This is a genomic window from Candidatus Macondimonas diazotrophica (genome assembly GCF_004684205.1).
Classification (GTDB): domain Bacteria; phylum Pseudomonadota; class Gammaproteobacteria; order UBA5335; family UBA5335; genus Macondimonas; species Macondimonas diazotrophica.
The window spans coordinates 40,413-62,461 of the sequence record NZ_SRIO01000003.1; the positions used below are offsets into that span (position 1 = coordinate 40,413).

The 22,049-nt window shown below is 66.5% G+C and carries 19 protein-coding genes; 11 read left to right on the plus strand and 8 right to left on the minus strand.

The genetic code is table 11. The features are described 5' to 3' along the window. Nucleotides 1–34 precede the first annotated feature (34 nt). The 7 genes from E4680_RS02885 to serS are packed head-to-tail and all read left to right on the plus strand — an operon-like array spanning nt 35 to nt 7,511. On the plus strand, nt 35–1,108 hold the full coding sequence (locus E4680_RS02885; RefSeq protein ID WP_135280891.1) for an alanine dehydrogenase: 1,074 nt from the start codon (nt 35–37) through the stop codon (nt 1,106–1,108). Nucleotides 1,109–1,125: 17 nt separating this feature from the next. Then, a complete protein-coding gene (locus tag E4680_RS02890) occupies nt 1,126–3,426 on the plus strand; it encodes a DNA translocase FtsK (RefSeq protein ID WP_135280892.1) in 2,301 nt (766 codons plus the stop codon). A 34-nt stretch (nt 3,427–3,460) separates the two neighbouring features. Next, entirely contained in the window at nt 3,461–4,084 is a 624-nt protein-coding gene (gene lolA, locus E4680_RS02895) for an outer membrane lipoprotein periplasmic chaperone LolA (protein WP_135280893.1), read from the plus strand. Continuing rightward, nucleotides 4,081–4,464: a VanZ family protein gene (locus E4680_RS02900; protein ID WP_135280894.1), complete on the plus strand. Its 384-nt coding sequence runs from the start codon at nt 4,081–4,083 to the stop codon at nt 4,462–4,464. Before lolA ends, E4680_RS02900 begins: the two co-directional genes overlap by 4 nt. Next, nucleotides 4,464–5,822 carry a replication-associated recombination protein A gene (locus tag E4680_RS02905; protein WP_135280895.1) on the plus strand — a complete coding sequence of 453 codons (1,359 nt, stop codon included), beginning with the start codon at nt 4,464–4,466 and terminating at the stop codon, nt 5,820–5,822. The genes E4680_RS02900 and E4680_RS02905 overlap by 1 nt, the downstream gene beginning before the upstream one ends. Then, nucleotides 5,819–6,205: a fluoride efflux transporter CrcB gene (gene crcB / locus E4680_RS02910; RefSeq protein ID WP_135280896.1), complete on the plus strand. Its 387-nt coding sequence runs from the start codon at nt 5,819–5,821 to the stop codon at nt 6,203–6,205. Before E4680_RS02905 ends, crcB begins: the two co-directional genes overlap by 4 nt. 25 nt (nt 6,206–6,230) lie before the next feature. After that, a complete protein-coding gene (serS, locus tag E4680_RS02915; protein ID WP_135280897.1) occupies nt 6,231–7,511 on the plus strand; it encodes a serine--tRNA ligase in 1,281 nt (426 codons plus the stop codon). Nucleotides 7,512–7,520: 9 nt separating this feature from the next. Here the strand turns inward: serS and E4680_RS02920 are convergent, their stop codons facing one another. Continuing rightward, entirely contained in the window at nt 7,521–9,107 is a 1,587-nt protein-coding gene (locus E4680_RS02920; RefSeq protein ID WP_240696094.1) for a sigma-54 interaction domain-containing protein, read from the minus strand. Between the two features lie 126 nt (nt 9,108–9,233). Here E4680_RS02920 and E4680_RS02925 point away from each other — a divergent pair, with 126 nt between their 5' ends. The 4 genes from E4680_RS02925 to E4680_RS02940 are packed head-to-tail and all read left to right on the plus strand — an operon-like array spanning nt 9,234 to nt 13,205. Beyond that, complete coding sequence (locus tag E4680_RS02925) at nt 9,234–10,343, plus strand: sulfate ABC transporter substrate-binding protein (protein ID WP_276605606.1); 1,110 nt, start codon at nt 9,234–9,236, stop codon at nt 10,341–10,343. Then, the gene (gene cysT, locus E4680_RS02930) at nt 10,340–11,203 is read left to right on the plus strand and encodes a sulfate ABC transporter permease subunit CysT (protein ID WP_135280898.1); all 864 of its coding nucleotides are present in this window, start codon (nt 10,340–10,342) and stop codon (nt 11,201–11,203) included. The genes E4680_RS02925 and cysT overlap by 4 nt, the downstream gene beginning before the upstream one ends. Further along, nucleotides 11,200–12,075: a sulfate ABC transporter permease subunit CysW gene (cysW, locus tag E4680_RS02935; protein WP_135280899.1), complete on the plus strand. Its 876-nt coding sequence runs from the start codon at nt 11,200–11,202 to the stop codon at nt 12,073–12,075. The genes cysT and cysW overlap by 4 nt, the downstream gene beginning before the upstream one ends. Then, nucleotides 12,075–13,205 (plus strand): sulfate/molybdate ABC transporter ATP-binding protein, encoded by a 1,131-nt coding sequence (locus E4680_RS02940; RefSeq protein ID WP_135280900.1) that lies wholly within the window; start codon nt 12,075–12,077, stop codon nt 13,203–13,205. The genes cysW and E4680_RS02940 overlap by 1 nt, the downstream gene beginning before the upstream one ends. A gap of 24 nt (nt 13,206–13,229) precedes the next feature. Here the strand turns inward: E4680_RS02940 and E4680_RS02945 are convergent, their stop codons facing one another. The 7 genes from E4680_RS02945 to E4680_RS02975 form a co-directional block, all read right to left on the minus strand. Further along, nucleotides 13,230–14,294, minus strand: a complete 1,065-nt coding sequence (locus E4680_RS02945; protein ID WP_135281054.1) for a PA0069 family radical SAM protein — start codon at nt 14,292–14,294, stop codon at nt 13,230–13,232. 323 nt (nt 14,295–14,617) lie between these two features. Beyond that, nucleotides 14,618–15,268 (minus strand): endonuclease III domain-containing protein, encoded by a 651-nt coding sequence (locus E4680_RS02950; RefSeq protein WP_135280901.1) that lies wholly within the window; start codon nt 15,266–15,268, stop codon nt 14,618–14,620. Then, nucleotides 15,265–16,161, minus strand: coding sequence for a 23S rRNA pseudouridine(2605) synthase RluB (rluB, locus tag E4680_RS02955; RefSeq protein WP_135280902.1), 897 nt, complete (start codon nt 16,159–16,161; stop codon nt 15,265–15,267). The genes E4680_RS02950 and rluB overlap by 4 nt, the downstream gene beginning before the upstream one ends. Then, a complete protein-coding gene (gene scpB / locus E4680_RS02960; RefSeq protein WP_205688727.1) occupies nt 16,124–16,741 on the minus strand; it encodes an SMC-Scp complex subunit ScpB in 618 nt (205 codons plus the stop codon). Before scpB ends, rluB begins: the two co-directional genes overlap by 38 nt. Then, nucleotides 16,738–17,586, minus strand: coding sequence for a segregation and condensation protein A (locus tag E4680_RS02965; protein WP_422666660.1), 849 nt, complete (start codon nt 17,584–17,586; stop codon nt 16,738–16,740). The genes scpB and E4680_RS02965 overlap by 4 nt, the downstream gene beginning before the upstream one ends. Further along, the gene (locus E4680_RS02970) at nt 17,583–18,800 is read right to left on the minus strand and encodes a tryptophan--tRNA ligase (RefSeq protein WP_276605607.1); all 1,218 of its coding nucleotides are present in this window, start codon (nt 18,798–18,800) and stop codon (nt 17,583–17,585) included. The genes E4680_RS02965 and E4680_RS02970 overlap by 4 nt, the downstream gene beginning before the upstream one ends. A gap of 157 nt (nt 18,801–18,957) precedes the next feature. Next, nucleotides 18,958–22,029: an error-prone DNA polymerase gene (locus tag E4680_RS02975; RefSeq protein WP_135280903.1), complete on the minus strand. Its 3,072-nt coding sequence runs from the start codon at nt 22,027–22,029 to the stop codon at nt 18,958–18,960. Nucleotides 22,030–22,049 lie beyond the last annotated feature (20 nt).

Sequence of the window (22,049 nt, forward strand, 5' to 3'; positions counted from 1 at the left end):
GATCGAAAGCGGGGCCGTTCCAGGAGTTCCAAGCATGCACATCGCCATTCCCAAGGAAACCAAACCCTATGAAGGCCGGGTTGCTCTGCTGCCGGATGCCTGCGACAGCCTGATCCGTAGGGGGCATGTTGTGACTGTGCAGTCGCAGGCCGGGGAGGCCAGCGGCTACTCCGATGCGCACTATCAACGAATCGGTGTCGAAGTTGCCGCGGATGCGGCGGCGACCTACGCCGCCGGCGAACTGATCGTGAAGGTCAAGGAACCTTTGCCGGCGGAATGGGCACTGTTGCGTGACGATCACCGCTTGTTTTCCTTTTTGCACCTGGCTGCCGCGCCGGATCTGGTCGATGCCCTGTGCCGCCGCGGACTGACGGCATGGGCATTCGAGACCGTGAAGGCTGGCGAGCAGTTTCCGCTGCTTGCACCGATGAGTCGCATTGCCGGTGTGCTGGCCATTCATCAAGGCGCGCGCTGGTTGCAGGGCGTGAGCGGCGGGCGCGGCGTGCTGCTGGGGCGCATGCCGGGTGTGCCACGGGCCCGTGTGGTCGTGGTCGGTTGCGGACAGGCGGGTCTGTCGGCGATCGGGACAGCGGCCGCTCTCGGCGCATCGGTCGAGGCGTTTGATCTGCAGCAGTCCGCCTTGGACGCCGCAGCGACCCTGGGCGCCAATGTGACCACACTCTATCCACACGGCGATGCGCTGGCCGATGCAGTCGCTGCGGCCGATCTGGTCGTCGGTGCCGTGCTGGTGCCGGGACGGCGGGCGCCCGCGGTGATCACCGAGGCCATGGTTCAGCGCATGCGGCCGGGAACCGTGATCGTCGACATCTCCATTGATCAGGGGGGGTGCGTGGAAACCATGGAGCCCCGTGGGTATGATGATCCAGCTTACCTGCGTCACGGCGTCTGGCACCTCGGTGTGGCCAATCTGCCAGGCGCGGTGCCACGGACCGCCTCTCAGGCCTTGTCTGCAGCGCTGCTGCCTTATGTGGCGATGCTGGCAAGTTCGCCGCTGGGCGATGAGCCGGCCGAGTTGGCTTCCGCCTTGAGCATCCGAGGCGGCAAGCTGGTGGATGAACGGGTGCGGGCCGAGCGCGAGCTGGCCTGAATGTCGAGAGGATCGCTTTGTCGCCAAGCCCTGTTTCCGGTTCATCGTCCGCTTCCCGTGCTGGGGCAGCAGGGCGGGGCCTGCGCGAAGCCTTGTTGCTGCTGGCCATTACGGGTGCCGGCTTTCTGCTGATTGCGTTGTTGAGCTTTCATCCCAGCGATCCGACCTGGAGTCAGATCGGGGATTCGGGTCCGGTGGACAATCGGGGTGGGGTGCTCGGCGCCTGGTTGGCCGATGCCCTGTTGACGGCCTTCGGTTATCTCGCCTACGGCTTGAGTGTTGCCTTGGCATACGCCGGTTGGCGATTCTACAAGGTACGCGCGGCGGGGCCGATTCCGCCGGCGGAGCGGCGCTGGCGTCTGGGCGGCGCGGTGCTGGCGTTTCTCTCGGCCAGCGGCTTGGCTGCCCTGCATGTGCGCGAAGACCTGCTGCCGCTGCCGCAGGGCTCCGGCGGATGGATCGGCGATCGGATTGCCGAGGCAGCGCTGGCGGCCTTCAATCCCTTCGGCTCCACCCTGATTCTGATTCCGCTGATGCTCGTCGGCATCACGTTGGCCACGCATCTGTCCTGGATCACCTTGGCCGAAGGCACTGGCCGACTCGTGCTGAAGGGACTGGAAGCGCTGCGGCGAGTGGCGGCGCGGATACGGACGCGCCGCGCGCATCATCCTGGGGTTGACGGTGTCCGCGCCGAACCCGTATCTCGCCTGCGGCGGCCGGCCAAGGCATCGGCTGAAGCACTGCGTATCGATCCGCCGCCGCGGCCGGTCAAACGCAGCGAGCGGGCCGAGCGAGAACGCCAGGTGCCGATTTTCCATGATCCGTCCGATGCCGCGTTGCCGCCGCTCGCCCTGCTCGACCCGGCGCGCGCGATCGAGGCTGCCTACACGCCGGAGGCCCTGGAGGGGCTCTCCCGGCTGGTGGAGATTAAGCTCGCCGATTTCGGAGTGACCGTCAAAGTGGTGGCCGTGCATCCCGGTCCGGTGATTACGCGCTTCGAGCTGCAGCCGGCGCCAGGGGTCAAGGTGAGCCAGATTTCGGGTTTGTCCAAGGATCTGGCGCGCGCCCTGTCGGCCGTCAGCGTTCGGGTGGTCGAGGTGATCCCGGGCAAGTCGGTGGTCGGGCTTGAGATTCCCAATCCGCAGCGCGAACTGGTCTGCCTGAGCGAGATTCTACATTCCCAGGCCTACGATGATTCCGCCTCACCACTCACGCTGGCGCTGGGTAAGGATATCGGCGGACAACCGGTGGTCGCCGATCTGGGGCGCATGCCACACCTGCTGGTTGCGGGAACGACCGGATCGGGCAAGTCGGTGGCCATCAACGCCATGCTGCTCAGCCTGCTCTACAAGGCCCGGCCGGAGCAGGTGAGATTGATTCTGGTCGACCCCAAGATGCTGGAGCTTTCGGTCTACGAAGGCATTCCGCATTTGCTCGCGCCGGTTGTCACCGACATGCGGGATACCGCCAATGCCCTGCGCTGGTGCGTGGCCGAAATGGATCGGCGTTATCGGCTCATGGCTGCCCTGGGAGTCCGCAACATCGCCGGGCTCAATCGGCGTGTGGCCGAATCGGCACAGGCCGGCACACCTCTGAGCGATCCCTTGCGTCCGCTGGACGAGGATGGCCAGCCGACGGAACTGGCCAGCTTGCCCTATCTGGTCGTGGTCATTGATGAACTGGCCGATCTGATGATGGTGGCCGGCAAGAAAGTCGAAGAGCTGATTGCCCGTCTCGCCCAGAAGGCACGAGCGGCCGGCATTCACCTGATCCTGGCGACCCAGCGCCCGTCGGTGGATGTGATCACCGGGCTCATCAAGGCCAATATTCCAACGCGGATTGCCTTTCAGGTGTCCAGCAAGATCGACTCGCGGACCATTCTCGACCAGATGGGTGCCGAGACGCTGCTCGGCCATGGCGACATGCTCTATCTTCCCCCGGGCAGCGGCTTCCCACAGCGCGTGCACGGGGCATTCGCCTCGGACGCCGAAGTCCATCGCGTGGTAGATCATCTCAAGAAGCTGGGAACGCCGACCTACCTCGATGAAATTCTTCAGGGTCCGGAAGACGAGGGGAGCGGCTTTGCCGACACCGAGGGCAGCAGCGATGCCGAGCAGGACCCGCTGTACGATGAAGCATTGAGGCTGGTGACCGAATCGCGCAAGGCCTCGGTTTCCGGTGTGCAGCGCCGGCTGCGGATCGGCTACAACCGGGCGGCGCGTCTGGTCGAGGCCATGGAGCAGGCCGGCGTGGTCGGTGCCTTGCAGCCGAACGGCTCGCGCGAAGTGCTGGCGCCACCGCCGGCAGGTCAGGATTGAATCATCCCCAATTCAAATAACATCGGAGACAGTGATGCAGACAGGGATACGCCTGATTGCGGCGTGGATCGTGTGGCTGGCAGGCGCCGGCCTGGCCTGGGCCGGCGGCCTGCAGGAACTTGAAGCATTCAACGCTAAGGTGAAAACCTTCGAAGCCCGGTTCGTCCAGGTGGCGATCGACGATCCGGCGCGGGCGAGCGATCGGCAGAGCGGGCAACTGTGGATCGCGCGCCCCGGCCGATTCCGCTGGGAGTATGCGGGCGGGTTGGATCAGGTCATCCTGAGCGATGGCAAGACGCTTCAACTCTATGATCGTCCGCTGGCGCAGGTGACCCGTCGGCCGCTGGATCAGGCGCTGGCGGCGACGCCGGCTGTGCTGTTGAGCGGCCGCGGGGATTTGTCCGCCCAATTCGATTTGGCCGAAGAGCCGTCACGCGAAGACCTGAGCTGGGTGACGCTCACGCCCCGCAGCCCCGATACCGATTTTCGCGTGATCCGCCTGGGTTTGCGCGGCGGCGTGATCCAGCGTATGGAGCTTGAAGATCACTTCGATCAGCAGACCCGGATCGATTTTTCACAGATCCGGGTCAACAAACCGATCGATGAGGGCGTTTTTCGCCTCAAGCTGCCCGCCGGCGTCGAGGTCATCGAGGAATGAGCCTGTTTCGCATGCCTGTCGTCGGATTCGCTTTGGGGATTCTCGGACTCATGGCGGTGGCTTGGGTCAGCCTGATCCCACTGGATCCGGGATCGTTGTCGAGCCGTCATGACAAGCTGGCGCATCTGTCGGTCTACAGCGTCGTCGGTGCCTGGTTCGGAATTTTCGTGCGACTGCGCTGGTGGCCGCTGCTCTGGCTGGCGCTGGGACTGTTCGGCATCGGGATCGAACTGGCTCAGCAGCGCACCGGGTATCGCAGCTTCGACCGTTGGGACATTCTGACCAACTGGGCCGGGATCAGTCTCGGATTGGCTTTGCTGGCCGCGCCGCTGCGCTATTGGTTGGTCCCGGAAGGCCGGGCCGACTCGGTCCTGCGGTAATGATCAACGACGGCCAGCCCGATCTATTCCCGCGATCCGGGGGTTCGGCGCCGCTGGCCGATCGGCTGCGGCCCCGGCATCTGGATGAAGTCGCGGGCCAGGCGCACCTGCTGGGCTCCGGTCAGCCGCTGCGGGCCATCCTCGAGGGTGGCCGGCTGCATTCCATGATTCTGTGGGGCCCGCCGGGAACGGGCAAGACGACCCTGGCCCGGCTCATGGCGCAGCAGGCGGATCTGCACTTTCTCAGCCTCTCCGCTGTACAGGCGGGGATCCGCGAAGTCCGCGAGGCGGTGGACGCCGCCCGCCGGGAGCGCAGCGCGAGCGGCCGGGGCACCGTACTCTTTCTCGACGAAGTGCACCGCTTCAACAAGGCGCAGCAGGACGCCTTCCTGCCCCACATCGAGGACGGCACGCTGGTCTTCATCGGCGCGACCACCGAGAACCCCTCCTTCGAGCTCAATCGGGCCTTGCTCTCGCGTGCGCGGGTCTATGTGCTGCACGCCCTGGACGAGGCCGATCTCGCCCGCATACTCGAGCGGGCCCTCACCGACGCCGACCGGGGGTTGGGCGGATTGCATCTGGCGGTTTCTGCGCCGGCGCGGGCGCTGTTGATCGGTGCCGCGGATGGTGATGCGAGGCGGCTACTGGGCCTGCTGGAACTCGGCGCCGAGCTGGTGGGTACGGGCGGTCAGATCGATGCGGCAACCGTCGAACGGCTGCTCACCGGCAGCGGCGCGCGCCAGTTCGACAAGGGTGGCGATCTCTTTTTCGACCAGATCTCCGCGCTGCACAAGGCCGTGCGTGGCTCATCACCCGACGGCGCGCTCTACTGGCTGGCGCGTATGCTCGACGGGGGCACGGATCCGCTCTACATCGCCCGGCGTCTGGTGCGCATGGCCAGCGAGGACATCGGCAACGCCGATCCACGGGCGCTGCAACTGGCCTTGGATGCTTGGGAGACACAGGAACGGCTCGGTTCGCCCGAAGGGCATCTGGCGCTGGCCCAGGCGGCAACCTATCTGGCCTGTGCGTCCAAGAGCAACGCGGTCTACCGGGCCTTCGACGCTGCGCGCGCCGATGTGGCCCAGCATGGGTCGCTGCCGGTCCCCCTCCATCTGCGCAATGCCCCAACGGGGCTCATGAAGCAGCTGGGTCACGGACGCGCCTATCGCTACGCGCATGACGAACCCGATGCCTATGCCGCCGGCGAACACTACTTTCCGGAACGGATGGCGCCCACCCGTTACTATTACCCCGTCCCGCGCGGTCTGGAACTGCGGATCGGCGAACGTCTGGCGCTGCTGCGCGAGCGCGATCGCGCTGCCCGGGGCGAGCCGCCGTCGGACACTCCTTCATGAACGCGTGGCTGATTGCCGTGGCAGTTGGCGTCGGTGGCGGTGCCGGCGCCATGTGCCGTTATGGTCTGGTCATGCTGGCCAGCCGGCTGATCGGCGGTTTCCCGTTCGGCACGCTGGCGGTCAACGTGCTGGGCGCTTTTGGCATCGGGGTCGGATTTCTGTATTGTCAGCGCCGCCCGGAATCGGCGGTGGCGGTGCGCGCTTTCGCCATGACGGGCTTTCTGGGCGGGTTTACCACGTTCTCTGCCTTTTCCCTTGAGACTTTGCAGCTCTGGAGCCAAGGGGCGCATGGCAAGGCACTGGCGAATATACTGGGCAACGTGACCCTGAGTCTGGCGGGTGTTGCGTTGGGCATGGTTGCGGCTCGCCGCCTGTTGGGTTGACGTTTACCACGCTTGAGGATTTTGCATGCTCGATCCCCGTTGCTATCGCCAGGACCTGGATGCCACTGAAGCCGCGCTGGCTCGCCGCGGTTATACGCTCGATCGCGACCGGCTGACGGATCTCGAAAGCCGGCGCAAGGCCCTGCAGGTCGAAGTGGAAGGACTGCGTAACAACCGCAACACCATTTCCCGTCAGGTCGGACAGGCCAAGGCTCGAGGTGAGCCGGTCGAACCGATCCTGGCCGAGGTCGCCGAGCTCGGCAACCGCCTGGAGGCAGGAGATGCCGCGCTGCGTGCCTTGCAGGCGGAGCTCGATGCATTCCTGCTGGAAATCCCCAACCTGCCGCAGTCGGCCGTTCCCGAGGGACGTTCGGAGGCGGACAACCAGGAGCTGCGCCGCTGGGGCGAGCCCCGAACCTTTGATTTTCCAGTCAAGGATCACGTCGAGCTCGGCGCCCCGGGCGACCGCCTCGATTTCGCTGCCGCAAGCGCGATCACGGGGGCGCGTTTCACCGTGTTGCGGGGCGTCTATGCCCGGCTGCAACGAGCCCTGACGCAGTTCATGCTCGATCTGCACACCAGTCAGCATGGTTATGAAGAGGTTTACGTCCCGTATCTGGTCAATGCCACAAGCCTCACCGGCACCGGACAGTTGCCCAAGTTCGAGCAGGATCTGTTTCGCCTCGCGGGAGACCCCGCGTGGTATCTCATCCCCACCGCGGAGGTGCCGGTCACCAATCTGGCGCGCGAGCAGATTCTCGATCCGGCTCAGCTGCCCAAGCGTCTGGTGGCGCATACGCCGTGCTTTCGGTCCGAGGCCGGTGCTTATGGGCGCGATGTGCGCGGCATGATCCGTCAGCACCAGTTCGAGAAAGTGGAGCTGGTGCAGTTCGCGACCCCGGAACAATCGGCTGCACAGCTCGAAGAGCTGACCGGTCACGCCGAGGCCGTGCTGCAGGCGCTGGAGCTGCCGTATCGGGTCATGGCGCTGTGCGCCGGCGATATGGGCTTTGCTGCTGCGCGCACCTATGACTTGGAGGTCTGGCTACCGAGTCAGGCGCAGTACCGCGAGATTTCCTCCTGCAGCAACTTCGAGGCCTTCCAGGCGCGTCGCCTGCAGGCGCGCTACCGCAATCCCGAAACCGGCAAGCCCGAACCGATTCACACCTTGAACGGCTCCGGGCTCGCCGTTGGCCGCACGCTGGTCGCGCTACTCGAAAACCACCAGCAAGCCGACGGCAGCATCGCCGTTCCAGCCGCGCTGCGTCCCTATCTCGGCGGTCTTGAACGCATCGCGCCGGCCTGACGGCGCGTCTCATCCTGAACGCGGGCTCGGGTTGTGGTAGTCGGCAGGACGCACGCCGTGCTTGCGCAGTTTGGCGCGCAGCGTGCTGGCATTGACGCGCAGCAGGCGCGCCGCGCCGTGCGGCCCGTCGATGCGCCCCCCGGTGAGCTGCAGGGCGCGGACAAGATGCTCAGCGATGATGGCATCGAGGGGCGCCACGGTATTCCGGTCCACCGTCGTCCGCTCCGCAGACTTTGACGCGGCAGGCGCCGGTCGCCCCGGTGAGCGAGCAATTCCGGCCCCAAGCGCTGTTTCCAGATCCAGTCGTTCGCCGCCGCCCAAGATGACGGCGCGTTCCAGCACGGCGCCAAGTTCGCGCACATTGCCCGGCCAGCGATAGGCGAGCAACGCGTCGAGATCCTGCGGCGTGAGTTCGGGCGTCGGCACGCCGAGGCGACTGGCAGCGCGGTGCACGAAATGCGCGGCGAGCAGCGGAATGTCCTCGGGCCGCTCGCGCAGCGGCGGCAAAATCACGGGAAACACGGCCAGCCGATACCACAGGTCCTCGCGAAAGACGCCGTCCTGCACCAGCCCTGGCAGATCGCGGTGCGTGGCCGCGATGACGCGCACGTCCACCGGAATCTCGCGTTCGCTGCCGACGCGCTGGACAATACCGTCCTGCAATACGCGCAGCAGACGGATCTGGACCGCCGGAGTGAGCTCGCCGATCTCGTCCAGGAACAGCGTGCCGCCGTCGGCCCGCTCGAACCAGCCGCGCCGGGTGGCCAGCGCGCCCGTGAAACTGCCTTTTTCGTGACCGAACAGCTCCGAATCGATCAGCTCCGGCGGCACCGCGCCGCAATTGACCCGTACGAACGGACCCTTGGCACGGGTCGAGCGTTCATGGATGGCGCGCGCGACGATTTCCTTGCCGGCGCCGGTTTCGCCCAGAATCAGGACCGTCGCGTGGGTGGGCGCCACCTGTGCGACCCGCGCCATCACGCCGCGCAGGCCGCAGTCGGCGCCGACGATGGTTTCGCTCAGGCTGCTGCGCCCCAGACGCGACAATAGCATCTGACGATCAGCTTCGGCGGCGGCCTTGAGACGCTCCAGCTCGCGCAGGCGGCGGTCGTTGGCTACAGCCGCCGCCAGCGGATCGAGCACACTGCGCAGACGCGCTTGGCCTGCGTCCCCGATGGGCGCGAAATCACCACGTTCGACGAACACCAGGCCAATCAAGTCATTCTCGAACCAGAGCGGGGCAACCATCGCGCCCCGCGCGTCGCGTAGTCCCGGTATCTGCTGGAACGCTGTGTTCCAGCCCGCATCCGTGTCGGCGAATGTGATCTCGCGCCGCTGGGCCCATTGCGCGATCCGCCGCGTCTGGTCCAGGTCCTGAACGACTGCCTGGAGCGGCGACCGCGCGGCGCCATCGGGCCAAGCAAGGAGCGGGGTGAATCCTTCGGGGGCACCGCCCAATTCGTCGATCTGCAGGCGACGCAGCGGCATGACTTCGTGCATCGCGTCGATGAAGACGGGGATCGAGTCGGTGACACGCTGGTGGCGGCCGACCTCGATCCAGAGTTGGAGCAGCAGGTTCGAGGCCGGTTCCGCCATATTTGGTGCGTTCATGTGTCAAATGTAGCAGAGGATTCGAGCATCTGTGTTATTTGATGATCAAGGATTGGGCTGCCGTTGCCGTTTCCCCTAATTCCAGCAATGCGTTGCCGCGCTGTTCGGGTCTTGGCACTTTTTGTGCGATATGCCGTCAGCCTATCAATCGTCACCGGGGGAATACGCGTGCGCTTGTTTCATGCTTTGATCGGGGCGGCTGCCGCGTCGGCCATCCACTTCTGGATGGTTCGTGTCGTGGCGTCGGGTCTGCTGCTGGGGGGCGCTGCAATGGCATCGGCCGCCGACACGACCTTGCTCAACGTCTCCTACGATCCCACGCGGGAGTTTTACCAGGATTACAACGCGGCCTTCGCGAAATACTGGAAGGCAAAGACCGGTGATCAGGTCACCGTCAGACAGTCCCACGGCGGTTCGGGAAAGCAGGCCCGGGCGGTGATCGACGGCCTGCAGGCCGATGTCGTCACGCTGGCGCTCGCCGCCGATATCGACGCCATTGCCGCGCAGGGCAAGCTGTTGCCGGCCGATTGGAAAAGCCGCTTCGCGCACAACAGTGCGCCCTACATCTCGACCATCGTGTTCCTGGTGCGCAAAGGCAATCCCAAGGGCATTCGCGACTGGAACGATCTGGTCAAACCCGGCGTTGCCGTGATCACGCCCAATCCTAAGACCTCGGGCGGCGCGCGCTGGAATTACCTTGCCGCCTACGCCTATGCGCTCAAGAAAAACGCTAACGACGATAGCAAAGCGCGTGCCTTCGTCGGCGCGCTGTACAAGAATGCGCCCGTGCTCGACACCGGAGCGCGCGGTGCAACCACCACGTTTGCCCAACGCGGCATTGGTGATGTGCTGATCACCTGGGAGAACGAGGCTTACCTCGCGCTGGACGAGTTCGGCGGCAACCGCTTCGAGATCGTCACGCCATCGCTGTCGATTCGCGCCGAACCGCCGGTTGCGGTGGTCGATCGCGTCGCTGACCGCCGCGGTACCCGGGCTGTAGCCGAGGCCTATCTGCAATACCTGTACAGCGACGAAGGTCAGCAGCTCGCCGGCAAGCACCACTACCGGCCCACCAAGCCCGCGATTGCTGCCAAGTACGCGGCGACGTTTCCGGCCGTCGAGCTGGTTGGCATTGACACCTTCGGTGGGTGGAAACAAGTGCAGGCGACGCATTTCGCCGAAGGCGCTGTATTCGACCAGATCTACGGGGTGGGCAAGTGAGCCAGGCTGTCGCGGTACCGGCGCGGCGGCGGGGTAAAAGCCGGGCGGCCCTGCCTGGCTTTGGCCTGACGCTCGGGTTCACGATTTTCTACCTGAGCCTGTTCGTCCTGATTCCCCTGGTTGGCATCTTTGCCAAGTCGGCGGGACTGGGTTGGGACGGCTTCTGGGCGGTGATCGGGTCGCCACGAGTGCGGGCGGCGCTTGAGCTCAGTTTCGGCGCTGCATTCGCAGGCGCAGGCATCAACGCCGTCTTCGGGCCGCTGGTCGCCTGGGTGTTTGTGCGCTATGAATTTCCCGGCAAGCGCTTGCTCGACGCCATCATCGACCTGCCCTTTGCTCTGCCGACGGCGGTGGCCGGCATCGCGTTGACCGCGCTCTACGCCGGCAACGGCTGGATCGGCAGCTTTCTCGAGCCCCTTGGCGTCAAGGTCGCCTACACGCCGCTCGGCATCGTCGTCGCCTGCGCCTTCATCGGACTGCCTTTTGTGGTGCGCACGCTGCAACCCGTGCTCGAGGACGCGGAAAAAGAGCTGGAGGAAGCCGCTGCGTCACTCGGCGCCAACCGCTGGCAGACCATCACCCGGGTGATCCTGCCCAGCGTGCTGCCGGCGCTGCTGACGGGGTTTGCGCTCGCCTTCGCCCGCGCGGTCGGGGAATACGGCTCGGTCATCTTCATCGCCGGCAACCTGCCCATGGTGAGCGAGATCGCGCCGCTGCTCATCATCATCAAGCTCGAGGAATTCGACTACGCCGGTGCCACCGCAGTGGCGGCCGCCATGTTGACGCTGTCCTTTGCCGTGCTGCTCGCGGTGAATGTGCTGCAGGCCTGGGCACGGCGGCGTCAGGGTGGCCGGCCATGAGCGCCGCCCCATCGTCTTTGGCTCTGCCGCGCCACAACGCCGCCGTCACCGAGGCGCCCTGGCTGCGCCGGCTGCTGATCGCCATCGCGCTCGTCTTTCTCTCGAGCTTCCTGCTGCTGCCGCTGCTGCTGGTCTTCACCGAGGCGCTGCGCAACGGCGTGGGCGCCTACGTCGGGGCGCTGCGCGATCCCGAGACGCTGTCCGCGATGCGGTTGACGGTGATTGCTGCTGCCATCGCGGTGCCGCTGAATCTGGTGTTCGGCGTCGCGGCGGCCTGGGCGATTGCCAAGTTCGAGTTTCGCGGCAAGGCACTCTTGATCTCGCTGATCGACCTGCCGTTCTCGGTGTCCCCGGTGATCGCGGGCCTCATCTATGTGCTGATGTTCGGCGCCCAGGGTTGGGCCGGGCCCTGGCTCATCGCGCACGGCGTCGAGATCATCTTCGCGGTGCCGGGCATCGTGCTGGCGACGATCTTCGTCACCTTTCCCTTCGTCGCGCGTGAACTGATCCCGCTGATGCAGGAGCAGGGCAGCGAGCAGGAACAGGCGGCGATCACGCTGGGCGCCAGCGGCTGGCAGGCGTTCTGGTATGTCACGTTGCCCAATATCCGCTGGGGTCTGCTCTACGGCGTGCTTCTTTGCAACGCGCGCGCCATGGGCGAGTTCGGCGCCGTGAGTGTGGTGTCGGGTCACATCCGCGGTCTCACCAACACGCTGCCACTGCATGTCGAGATTCTCTATAACGAATACCAGTTCGCCGCTGCGTTCGCAGTCGCATCCTTGCTCGCCGGCCTCGCGCTGGTGACCTTGGGGGTGAAGACCTGGCTGGAATGGCGCCACAGCGACGCGCTATCGGCGACGAGGAGACATTGATGGATATCCATGTTCGCAAGCTGCACAAGCATTTCGGCCACTTTGCGGCGCTCGCCGGCGTCGATCTCGACATCGCCACGGGCGAACTGATCGCACTGCTCGGACCCTCCGGGTCGGGCAAGACGACCTTGTTGCGCGTGATCGCCGGGCTCGAGTTCCCGGATCACGGTCAGGTCCTGTTCGGGGAAGAGGACATGGCGTACCGGCCGGTGCGCGAGCGTCGTATCGGCTTCGTATTCCAGCACTACGCCCTCTTCAAGCACATGAGCGTGCTCGACAACGTGGCTTTCGGCCTGCGCGTGAAGCCACGCCGTGAGCGGCCGGGAGAGGCACTGATCCAGGCCCGCGCCCGCGAACTGCTCGAGCTGGTCCAGCTCGACGGGCTGGAAAAGCGCTTTCCCGCACAGCTTTCCGGCGGCCAGCGTCAGCGGGTGGCTCTGGCGCGAGCGCTGGCCATCGAGCCGCGCGTGCTGCTGCTGGACGAGCCCTTCGGCGCGCTGGACGCGCGGGTGCGCAAGGATCTGCGTCAATGGTTGCGCGAGTTGCATCGAAAAACCGGTTACACCACGATCTTCGTCACCCACGACCAAGAAGAGGCGCTGGAGCTGGCCGACCGGGTGGTGGTGATGAATAAGGGATCCATCGAACAGGTCGGTTCGGTGGATCAGGTCTACGAACGCCCGGCGAGCCCCTTCGTGTTCGATTTTCTCGGCGGCACCAACGTTATTGCCGCCACCGTGCAGGGACGCGCGGTGCGCATCGGAGAAACCGACATCGCCATGTTGCACGACAGCCTGCACCCGAACGGTCCGGCGGATGTCTATGTGCGTCCGGGTGATCTGCGCGTGAGCGATGCCGACGCATCCGGTCTCGAAGTGACCGTCGCTGCCGTCCAACGCACGGGGCCCATCGTGCGCGCGGTCGTCGAACATCCCGCCAGCGGTCAGCGGCTGCAGGTGGAACTGCCGCATCTGCATCATGACGTCGCGGCGTTCGCGCCGGGCGTAGCGCTGCGCCTGCGTCTCGCGCAGTTCAGCGTCTACCCGCATGCCGAGCGCCCCGAGTCGCCGAACGGCGTCGCCGCACCGGTGCTGATCGGTCGCGAACGCGTCCGCACCGAAGCCCATTGAAACAAGGGCACTTGGAGGACGGCGTCACGGCGCGCTGAACAGATCCAGCTGACCCGCGAGGTGGGGTGGGCGAAAGCGCGTGGTGTCGAGCGGTGGTAGCGGCGCATCCATCCCGAGACGGCGGGCGGCGATCCTGAAACGCTGGGCGAGGAGGTCGGCGAAGGCGCCCGTGCCCCGGCGGCGCACGCCGAACTCGGCACGGTAGACCGCGCCGCCGTGCATCTGTTGCAACAGGCTCAGGACGTGTTCAGCGCGGCCCGGGACATGGGTTTGCAGCCAGGCCGTGAACACCTCCGTCAGCTCATGCGGCAGGCGCAGCAGGCCATAGTGGCCACTGACGGCACCCGCCTCGCGGGCCGCGTCGAGGATGCGCTCCAGTTCGTGGTCGGTCAGCGCCGGGATCACGGGCGAGATGGACACCGTGACCGGAATACCGGCCTCGCGCAGGGTCTGGATCGTGCGTAAGCGCCGCTTCGGCCCCGCGGCGCGCGGCTCCAGCCGCCGCGAGAGGTCTTCATCCAGTGTGGTGAGCGTGATGCCGACCTGGACCAGCTCCTCTGCGGCGAGCGGCGCCAGGAGATCCAGATCGCGCTCGATGAGCGTCGCCTTGGTGATGAGCATGAACGGATGGCGCGTCTCGGCCAGTACCTCGATCAGTCGCCGCGTGAGCTGCAGTCGCCGCTCGACCGGCTGATAGGCGTCGGTGTTCACGCCAAAAGCGATGGGCGCCACCCGGTAGCCGGGCCGAGCCAGCTCGCGCCGCAGCTGCTCGGGCGCATTGGGCTTGTGGAAAAGCCGGGTTTCGAAATCGAGCCCCGGCGAGAGACCGAGGAAGGCATGACTGGGCCGGGCGTAGCAATAGACGCAACCGTGCTCGCAGCCACGGTAGGGGTTGATGGAACGATCGAAGGGCAGATCGGGTGAGCGGTTGAAGGTCAGGACCGTACGACTGTGGTCCACCGCCAGCACGGTTTGCGGCGATTCGGTCTCGACGAATTCGGACTCGCGTTCGGCGCTTTGGGCCTCGAAGCGGCCCTTGGGGTTGTGCACGGCGCCGCGGCCCTTGATCGCCGTCAACGGGCGGGGCATCGCAAGGGTGTCGTCGTTCCGCTCATCGTCAGGGCTCGTCATCTAAGTACGCCATAAGGCCAAAGCGGCCGTTTTGCAGACTGAGGCGGTCAGTCTACGCCGACGGCTCGTCAGCCAGGAGGTCCGTCCCAGGCACATCGGTTGCGCCCAGCGCCGCGAGCAGGGATTCAGCGCGTGATCGATCACGCCGCCGTCGCAGGCTTCCCGCTTCGCTTCGCGGGAATGCCGCCGTTGGCATCCCGCAGCGCCAGGTATTGATCCAGCGCCGCCAGATGTTCCGGGCTGTACGGGATTGCCGTTCTGATCCACTTGGGCGGTCCGTACTATGGTCCGGAAGTCTGGCTGGCGTCGCAGCCAGCACGCAGGCAACAGGCGGTGCACTGCGGCCGCACGCGGCAGGCGGTCTTGGCGTGGCGGACGAGGAGGGCGTGCAGTTCGTTGTAGTCACGCACGGGATCGTCGGTGTGGAGCCGAGATTCGACAAGCCGGCGCAGGGACTCGTAGGGCTCCTTGCCGGTGATGAGGCCGTAGCGGGAGAGGATGCGCCGGGTGTAGGCGTCGATGACGAACACCGGCCGGCCGAGGGCGTAGAGCAGGATGCTGTCGGCAGTTTCGGGCCCGACGCCGTGGACGGCGAGTAACTCGGCGCGCAGGACATCCGTCGGGCGATCGATCAGACCGGCAAGATCCCCGCGGGCGATGAGCCAGGCGCACAGTGTCTGCAGCCGCCGCGTCTTGACGCGCGGATAGCCTGCGGGGCGGATGAGCTCGGCCAGTGTCTCGATGGGGAGATCCCGCAGCGGCGCCGGGCGGAGCAGTTCGGCCGCGCGCAGCCGTTCGATCACGCGCTCGACCTGGATCCAGGTGGTGTTCTGGGTGAGTACGGCGCCAACCATGACCTCGAATGGCGTCTCGGCCGGCCACCAGTCCTGCGCGCCGTAGGCCGCGAGGAGCCGCGCATAGAGATCATTCATCGGCGCGATGCGGGTCCTCGGCGCGGCGCGAACGCGGTGCGCGATGGCTTGCCGGCGCCGGGCCGGCCGGGCCGTGTACGCGCAGGCTCCGGCGGCGCTACGGGCAGGTCGATGCCGGCGGCGTGATACAGCGGCGCGAACTGGGCCGCGGGGAGTTCCACGCTCTGGCCGCGCCGCAAGCCGGGCGGCAGCGCGATGGGGCCATAACCCACGCGAATCAGCCGGCTCACTGTGATGCCCTGGGACTCCCACAGTCGCCGCACTTCGCGGTTACGCCCCTCGGCCAGCGTTACGCGATACCAGTGATTGGCACCATCGCCGCCCTCTTCGACGAGGCTGGTGAAAGCGGCCGGTCCGTCTTCCAGTTGGACGCCCTGCTGCAGGCGTGTGAGCACCGCGTCGCTGACCTCCCCGAGCACGCGCACGGCGTAGCTGCGCTGGATCTGCTGGCTCGGATGCATGAGGCGATTGGCCAGTGCGCCATCGGTGGTGAACAGCAGCAGGCCGCTGGTGTTCACATCAAGCCGGCCGACGGCGATCCAGCGCGCGCCCTTCAGACGCGGGAGGCCCTGGAACACGGTGGGGCGTCCTTCCGGATCATGGCGCGTGGTGACCTCGCCTTCGGGCTTGTGGTAGATGAGCACGCGCGGCGCCGCCGGCGCTTTCAATGCGATGGGCCGCCCATCGAGCGTGACCTGCTCGCGGCCGGTGAGCCGCTGCCCGAGCGTGGCCGGGATCCCGTTGACGCGGATGCGGCCTTCGCTGATCCAGGTTTCAATGGCGCGGCGCGAACCCAGGCCCGCCCCGGCCAGCCATTTTTGGATGCGTTCGGGCGCAAGGGCCACGGGCAGGGATTCAGCGGTTCGGGTCCGCCGTGGGCGGTAGGGTCTCATGGGTCGTCTCCGTAGAAGAGGATGCAGCGGCCGGATCGATTTCGGCTGCTGCGGGCAGTGGCGGCAATTCAGCCAGCTCGCGCAGGTTCAGATCGGCCAGAAAGGTGGGCGTGGTGCCATAAAGCGCCGGCCGACCCGGCCGTTCGAGGCGGCCCACCTCGTGGACCCAGCCCCGCTCGATGAGGGTGCGCAGGACGTTCGTGCTGACGGCGACGCCGCGTACGGCCTCGATTTCCCCGCGCGTGATGGGCTGACGATAGGCGATCAGGGCCAGGGTTTCCATCACGGCGCGGGAGTAGCGCGCAGGTCGTTCGGGCTGAAGGCGCTGCACATGGAGCGCATAGGCCGCGCGCACCTGCAAGCGCCAGCCGCCTGCCACGTGGACCAGCTCCAGGGCGCTGCCCTCGTAGCGCTGCGCCAGCCAGTCCAGGGCGGCTTCGAGTTCGGCCGTGCTCAGGGGCTCCGGCGCGAACACGGCCCTTAGCCGGCTGGCGGAAACCGGCTCACCGGCCGCGGCCAGCGCGGCTTCTAGGATGCGGGCCTGCTCGGCACGGGTGGTGTCGTCGCGCATCGTCGTCATGAGGGGGCGGGATCGCCGGTCATCGACAACAGCAAGGCGGTGCCGGGATCGTCCTGCCGGATCTGTACATGGCCTTCACGCACCAGTTCCAGCACGGCCATGAAGGTGACCACCACGCCCAGTCGGCCTTCCTCGGGCGCGCACAAGGCAGGCAGCGGGAGCGATGCGCTCGCGGTTCCCAGTCGCACCAGGATCGCCGACATGCGTGCGCGGATGGACAGCGTCTCGCCCTGGATGGTGTGGTGGGTAAAGAGCGCGTTGCGCGCCATCAGGGCCGCAAAAGCCAGGGCGAGGTCCCGCGCGACCACCGGCGGCGCCGGGCGCACCACGGGACCCGCCGGCACGGCAGCGGCAACCGGGTAGAGATCTCGCTCCAGCCGCGGCAGCGCATCGAGGTGATCGGCTGCGCTGCGGATGCGCGCGTACTCCTGCAGCCGGCGCACCAGTTCGGCGCGCGGGTCTTCGGGCTCCTCGTCGCTCGCGGCGGCCGGCCGGGGCAGGAGCAGGCGCGATTTGATCTCCGCCAGCCATGCGGCCATGAGCAGGTACTCCGCCGCCAGCTCCAGGCGCAGCGACTGCAAGAGGCCGATGTAGGCCATGTACTGGCGGGTGATTTCGGCTACCGGGATGTCGAGGATGTCGAGGTTCTGGCGCCGGATGAGATAGAGCAGGAGATCCAGCGGTCCCTCGAAGCTCTCCAGCACCACCTCCAGCGCGTCGGGCGGGATGTACAGATCGCGCGGCAGCCGCTCGAGCGGCGCGCCGCGGACCCGGATGCGCGCCTCGATCGCATCGGCCGGGAGGCGCGCCGGGTTCGTGACAGGTGGGCCCGCAGCACCACTCAACGGCTGCGCAGCCCCATGACCCGACGCACCTCGTGCATCGTTTCGCCGGCCAGCGCGCGGGCCTTGTCGCTACCCGCGGCGAGGATGGCCTCGACCTGACCCCGGTCGGCGCTCAGTTCCCGCGCCCGCGCCTGAATGGGCTCGAGTTCGGCAGTGACGGCTTCCATGAGCGGCTTCTTGCATTCCACGCAGCCGATGCCGGCGCTGCGGCAGCCCTCCTGCACCCAGGCTTGCGTCTCGGCGTCGGAATACACTTGGTGCAGTGCCCAGACCGGACACCGGGTCGGTTCGCCCGGATCGGTGCGGCGCACACGGGCGGGGTCGGTCGGCATGGTGCGCAGCTTCTGCGCCACCTGATCCAGGGGCTCGCGCAGGGCGATGGTGTTGCCGTAGGACTTGGACATCTTCTGCCCGTCCATGCCGGGCAGGCGGGCAGAGCGGGTGAGCAGGGCCGCGGGTTCGGTGAGGATCTGGCGTGCGCCGCCTTCGAGGTGCGCGCGCAGCCGGTCGCGATCGGGCGTGGACAGGCCGGGGTATTCATCGATCCATCGGCGCGCTGTGGCCAGCGCTTCGGCGTCGCCCTGTTCCTGGTGACACTGGCGCAGCCGGTGATAGTCTGCTCCGGCTTGCGGGTCCAGGTTCTTCAGGATGGCACTCACACGCTCGGCGAGATCGGGTTCGCGGCCGAACAGATGATTGAAGCGGCGCGCGATCTCGCGGGTCAGCTCGACGTGCGCCACTTGATCCTCACCCACCGGCACGCGGCTGCCGTGGTAGATGAGGATGTCGGCGCCCTGCAGCACGGGATAGCCCAGGAAGCCATACGTCGCCAGATCGCGTTCCTTCAGCTTCTCCTGCTGGTCCTTGTAGGTGGGTACACGCTCCAGCCAGCCCAGCGGCGTGATCATGGAAAGCAACAGATGTAGCTCGGCGTGCTCGGGCACGTGGGACTGCACGAAAATCGTGGCCTGCTCAGGATCGATGCCGACCGCCAGCCAGTCGATGACCATCTCGAGGGTCAGCTCGCCGGTCTGGCCCGGGTTTTCGTAGTGCGTGGTCAGGGCGTGCCAGTCGGCCGCAAAAAACAGGCAGTCCGTCTCCTGCTGCAGGGCCAGCCAGTTTTTCAGCACACCGTGGTAGTGGCCCAGATGCAGGGCGCCGGAGGGGCGCATGCCGGAGACCACACGGCCGGTCGGGGGAAGCGGATCGTTCACAAGCACTCCATGCGGTTGGCAAACCCAGGATCAAAGTGGCGATTATACCTGTCGCGGTGGCGGGCGTCGGAGGGCAACGTGCCAGCTGGTGGAGGGCGTTTCCCGCATCGCTGATGCGGGCGAGTCAGGGGATCGGGATAGGGTCTCGGCACCGGTATCAATGGAATTCCCGCGCCCGATGGGTGAGCCCCCCCAGCCAGGCGCTGAAATCCTGGAGGTGGCTCGCTACGAGGTGCAGTACGCCGTCCTGTTGCTGCACCGTGCCGGTGGCCAGCAGCAGGGTGGATCGCAGCAGGGTGGATCGCTGCCGTTCGGCAAGCTGGCGCCAGACGATGAGGTTGAGCTGGCCGGTTTCGTCTTCCAGGGTCACGAAGGTGACACCCTTGGCTGTTCCGGGTTGTTGGCGACAGATCACCAGGCCGGCCACGCGGAGCGTGTTCCCCGCCGGGACGTCCCAGGCCTCCGCGAGCGGGCACGCGCCTGCGCGTTCCAGTCGTGCTCGCAGCAGGGCGATGGGGTGCCGGCGCAGGCTCAGCCCGCTGGCGGCATGGTCCGCCACGATCGATTCGCCTTCGCTGGGCGTGCGTAGCAGCGGCTCGGCTTCCGCGATACGGAGATCCTCGAACAGGGGTGTTGCAGCCTCGATGCCGTTCGTCTGCCAGTAGGCCTCATGGCGATGGCCCGTCAGGCCCCGCAGGGCATCGGCGGCGGCGAGCGATTCGAGATCGCGCCGGGACAAGCGCGCCCGACGTGCCAGATCGTTCAGGTCGCGATACGGGCGGACGCGGCGCGCGTGGATCAGGCGGTCGGCGGCTTCGCGGGGCAGGCCCTTCACCAGACGCAGCCCTAGGCGCAGCGCCCGCTCCGGTCCCTCGACGGTGGCGTCCCATTGACTGATGTCGGCATCGATGGGACGGATCGTTACGCCATGCTGGCGGGCATCGCGCACCAGCTGTGCCGGTGCGTAGAAGCCCATCGGCTGGGCGTTGAGCAGCCCGGCGCAAAAAGCCGCGGGATGATGGCGTTTGAGCCAGGCCGACACATAGGCCAACAAGGCAAAACTGGCCGAATGGCTCTCCGGAAATCCGTATTCACCGAAGCCCCGGATCTGCTGGATGATCTGGCGGGCGAACGTCTCGCGGTAACCACGCAGGGTCATGCCGTTCAACAGGCGCTGCTCGAACTGTTCCAGACGGCCCTTGGCGTGCCAGGCGCCCATGGCGCGGCGCAGCTGGTCTGCCTCGCCGGCACTGAAACCTGCCGCCACCATGGCCAGCTGCATGACCTGTTCCTGGAAAATGGGCACGCCCAGCGTGCGATCGAGCACTTTGCGAACGGCAGCGCTGGGATAGGACACCGGCTCGCGGCCGGCCCGGCGTGCCAGATAGGGATGGACCATCTGCCCCTGGATCGGCCCGGGACGCACGATCGCGATCTGGACGACCAGATCGTAGTAATTGCGGGGCTTAAGGCGTGGCAGCATGCTCATCTGGGCCCGCGATTCGACCTGGAACACGCCCACGCTGTCACCGGCCGAGAGCATATCGTAAACCGCCGGGTCCTCGGCGGGCACATCGACCAGCGCGATCGGGCGAGGGCTGTAGGCCGAGACATAGGCCAGGGTCTTGCGGATCGCGGTCAGCATGCCCAGGGCCAGGACATCGACCTTCAGTAGGCCCAGGGATTCCAGGTCGTCCTTGTCCCACTGGATCACGGTGCGCCCGGCCATGGCGGCGTTCTCGACCGGCACCAGTCGCGACAATTGCTCAGCCGCGATGACGAAGCCGCCGACGTGTTGCGAAAGGTGTCGCGGAAAGCCGACCAGGGTATTGACGAGCGCCGAGAGCTGACGCAGCACCCGGCCGCCAGGATCATAGCCGTTCGCCCGCAACTGCGCGGGATTGAGCCGATAGCCGTCCAGCCGGTCTACCGTGCGCGTCAGCCGTTCGACCTCGGGCAGGTCCATGCCCAAGGCCTTGCCGACATCGCGGATGGCGCTGCGGGTTTGATAGGTGATCACGCTTGCCGCCAGCGCTGCCCGATGGCGACCGTATTTGGCATAGATGTACTGGATGATTTCCTCGCGCCGTTCGTGTTCGAAGTCGACATCGATGTCCGGTGGTTCGTTGCGCTCGCGGGAAATGAACCGGCCGAACAGCAGATCCATGCGGTTGGGGTCGACTTCGGTGATGCCCAGGCAATAGCACACGGCCGAATTGGCGGCAGAACCCCGTCCCTGGCACAGAATGCCGAGACTTCGGGCATGGCGAACGAGGTCCTGCACGGTCAGGAAAAACGGCTCGTAGCGCATCTCGGCGATCAAAGCCAGTTCCTGGTCCACCAGTGCCTGAATCTTGGCGGGCACCCCCGCCGGCCACCGCTGGTGCGCGCCGGATTCGGTCAATTCGCGTAGCCAGGACGTGGGGGTCTGCCCTGCGGGCACCAGCTCGGCCGGGTATTCGTACTGCAGCTCGTCCAGGGAGAACCGGCAACGTTCGGCAATCCTCACCGATTCTTCCAGCCATGCAGCGGGGTAGAGCGTCGCCAACCGCTGCTCGGAGCGCAGATGGCGTTCGGCATTGGGCTGCAGCCGGGTGCCGAGCATCTGCAGCGGGATCTTGAGGCGGATGGCGGTCAGCACGTCCTGCAGGGGCTTGCGAGAGCGGCGATGCATGTGCACGTCGTTGCAGGCGACGATCGGCAGGCCCAGGGTTTCACCCAGATGCCGCAGGGCGCACAGACGCTCCCGGTCGCGGCCCTCCATGAAGCGGCTCGCGCCGATCCACAGCCGCTGCGCGAACAGTGTCTGCAGGAAGCGACCGTCGGACGCAGGGCAGGACTCGCCGGGCAGCCAGATGCACAGGCATTCGGCCAAGGCCGCGTTGGCCAGATCTGTCCGATCGAGCCGGTAGTCGCCTTTGCCGGCCTGTTGTCGTGCTCGGGTGATCAAGCCGCACAGGCCGGCGTAAGCCGCGCGATCTGGGCAGAGCAGCACCAGCTTCAAACCGTCGGCCAAGGTGAATTCACTGCCGATAATGAGGTGAAGGGGATGGTCCCGGGTGGCCCGGTGTGCACGCACGACCCCCGCCACCGAGCATTCATCAGTCAGTGCCAGCGCGCGATAGCCCAGTTGGGCGGCTCGTGCCACCAGTTCCTCGGGGTGCGAGGCGCCCCGCAGAAACGTGAAACTGGAAACACAATGCAGTTCGGCAAAGCGTGCGTGTGACATGCCCCCGTCATCCCTCCAGC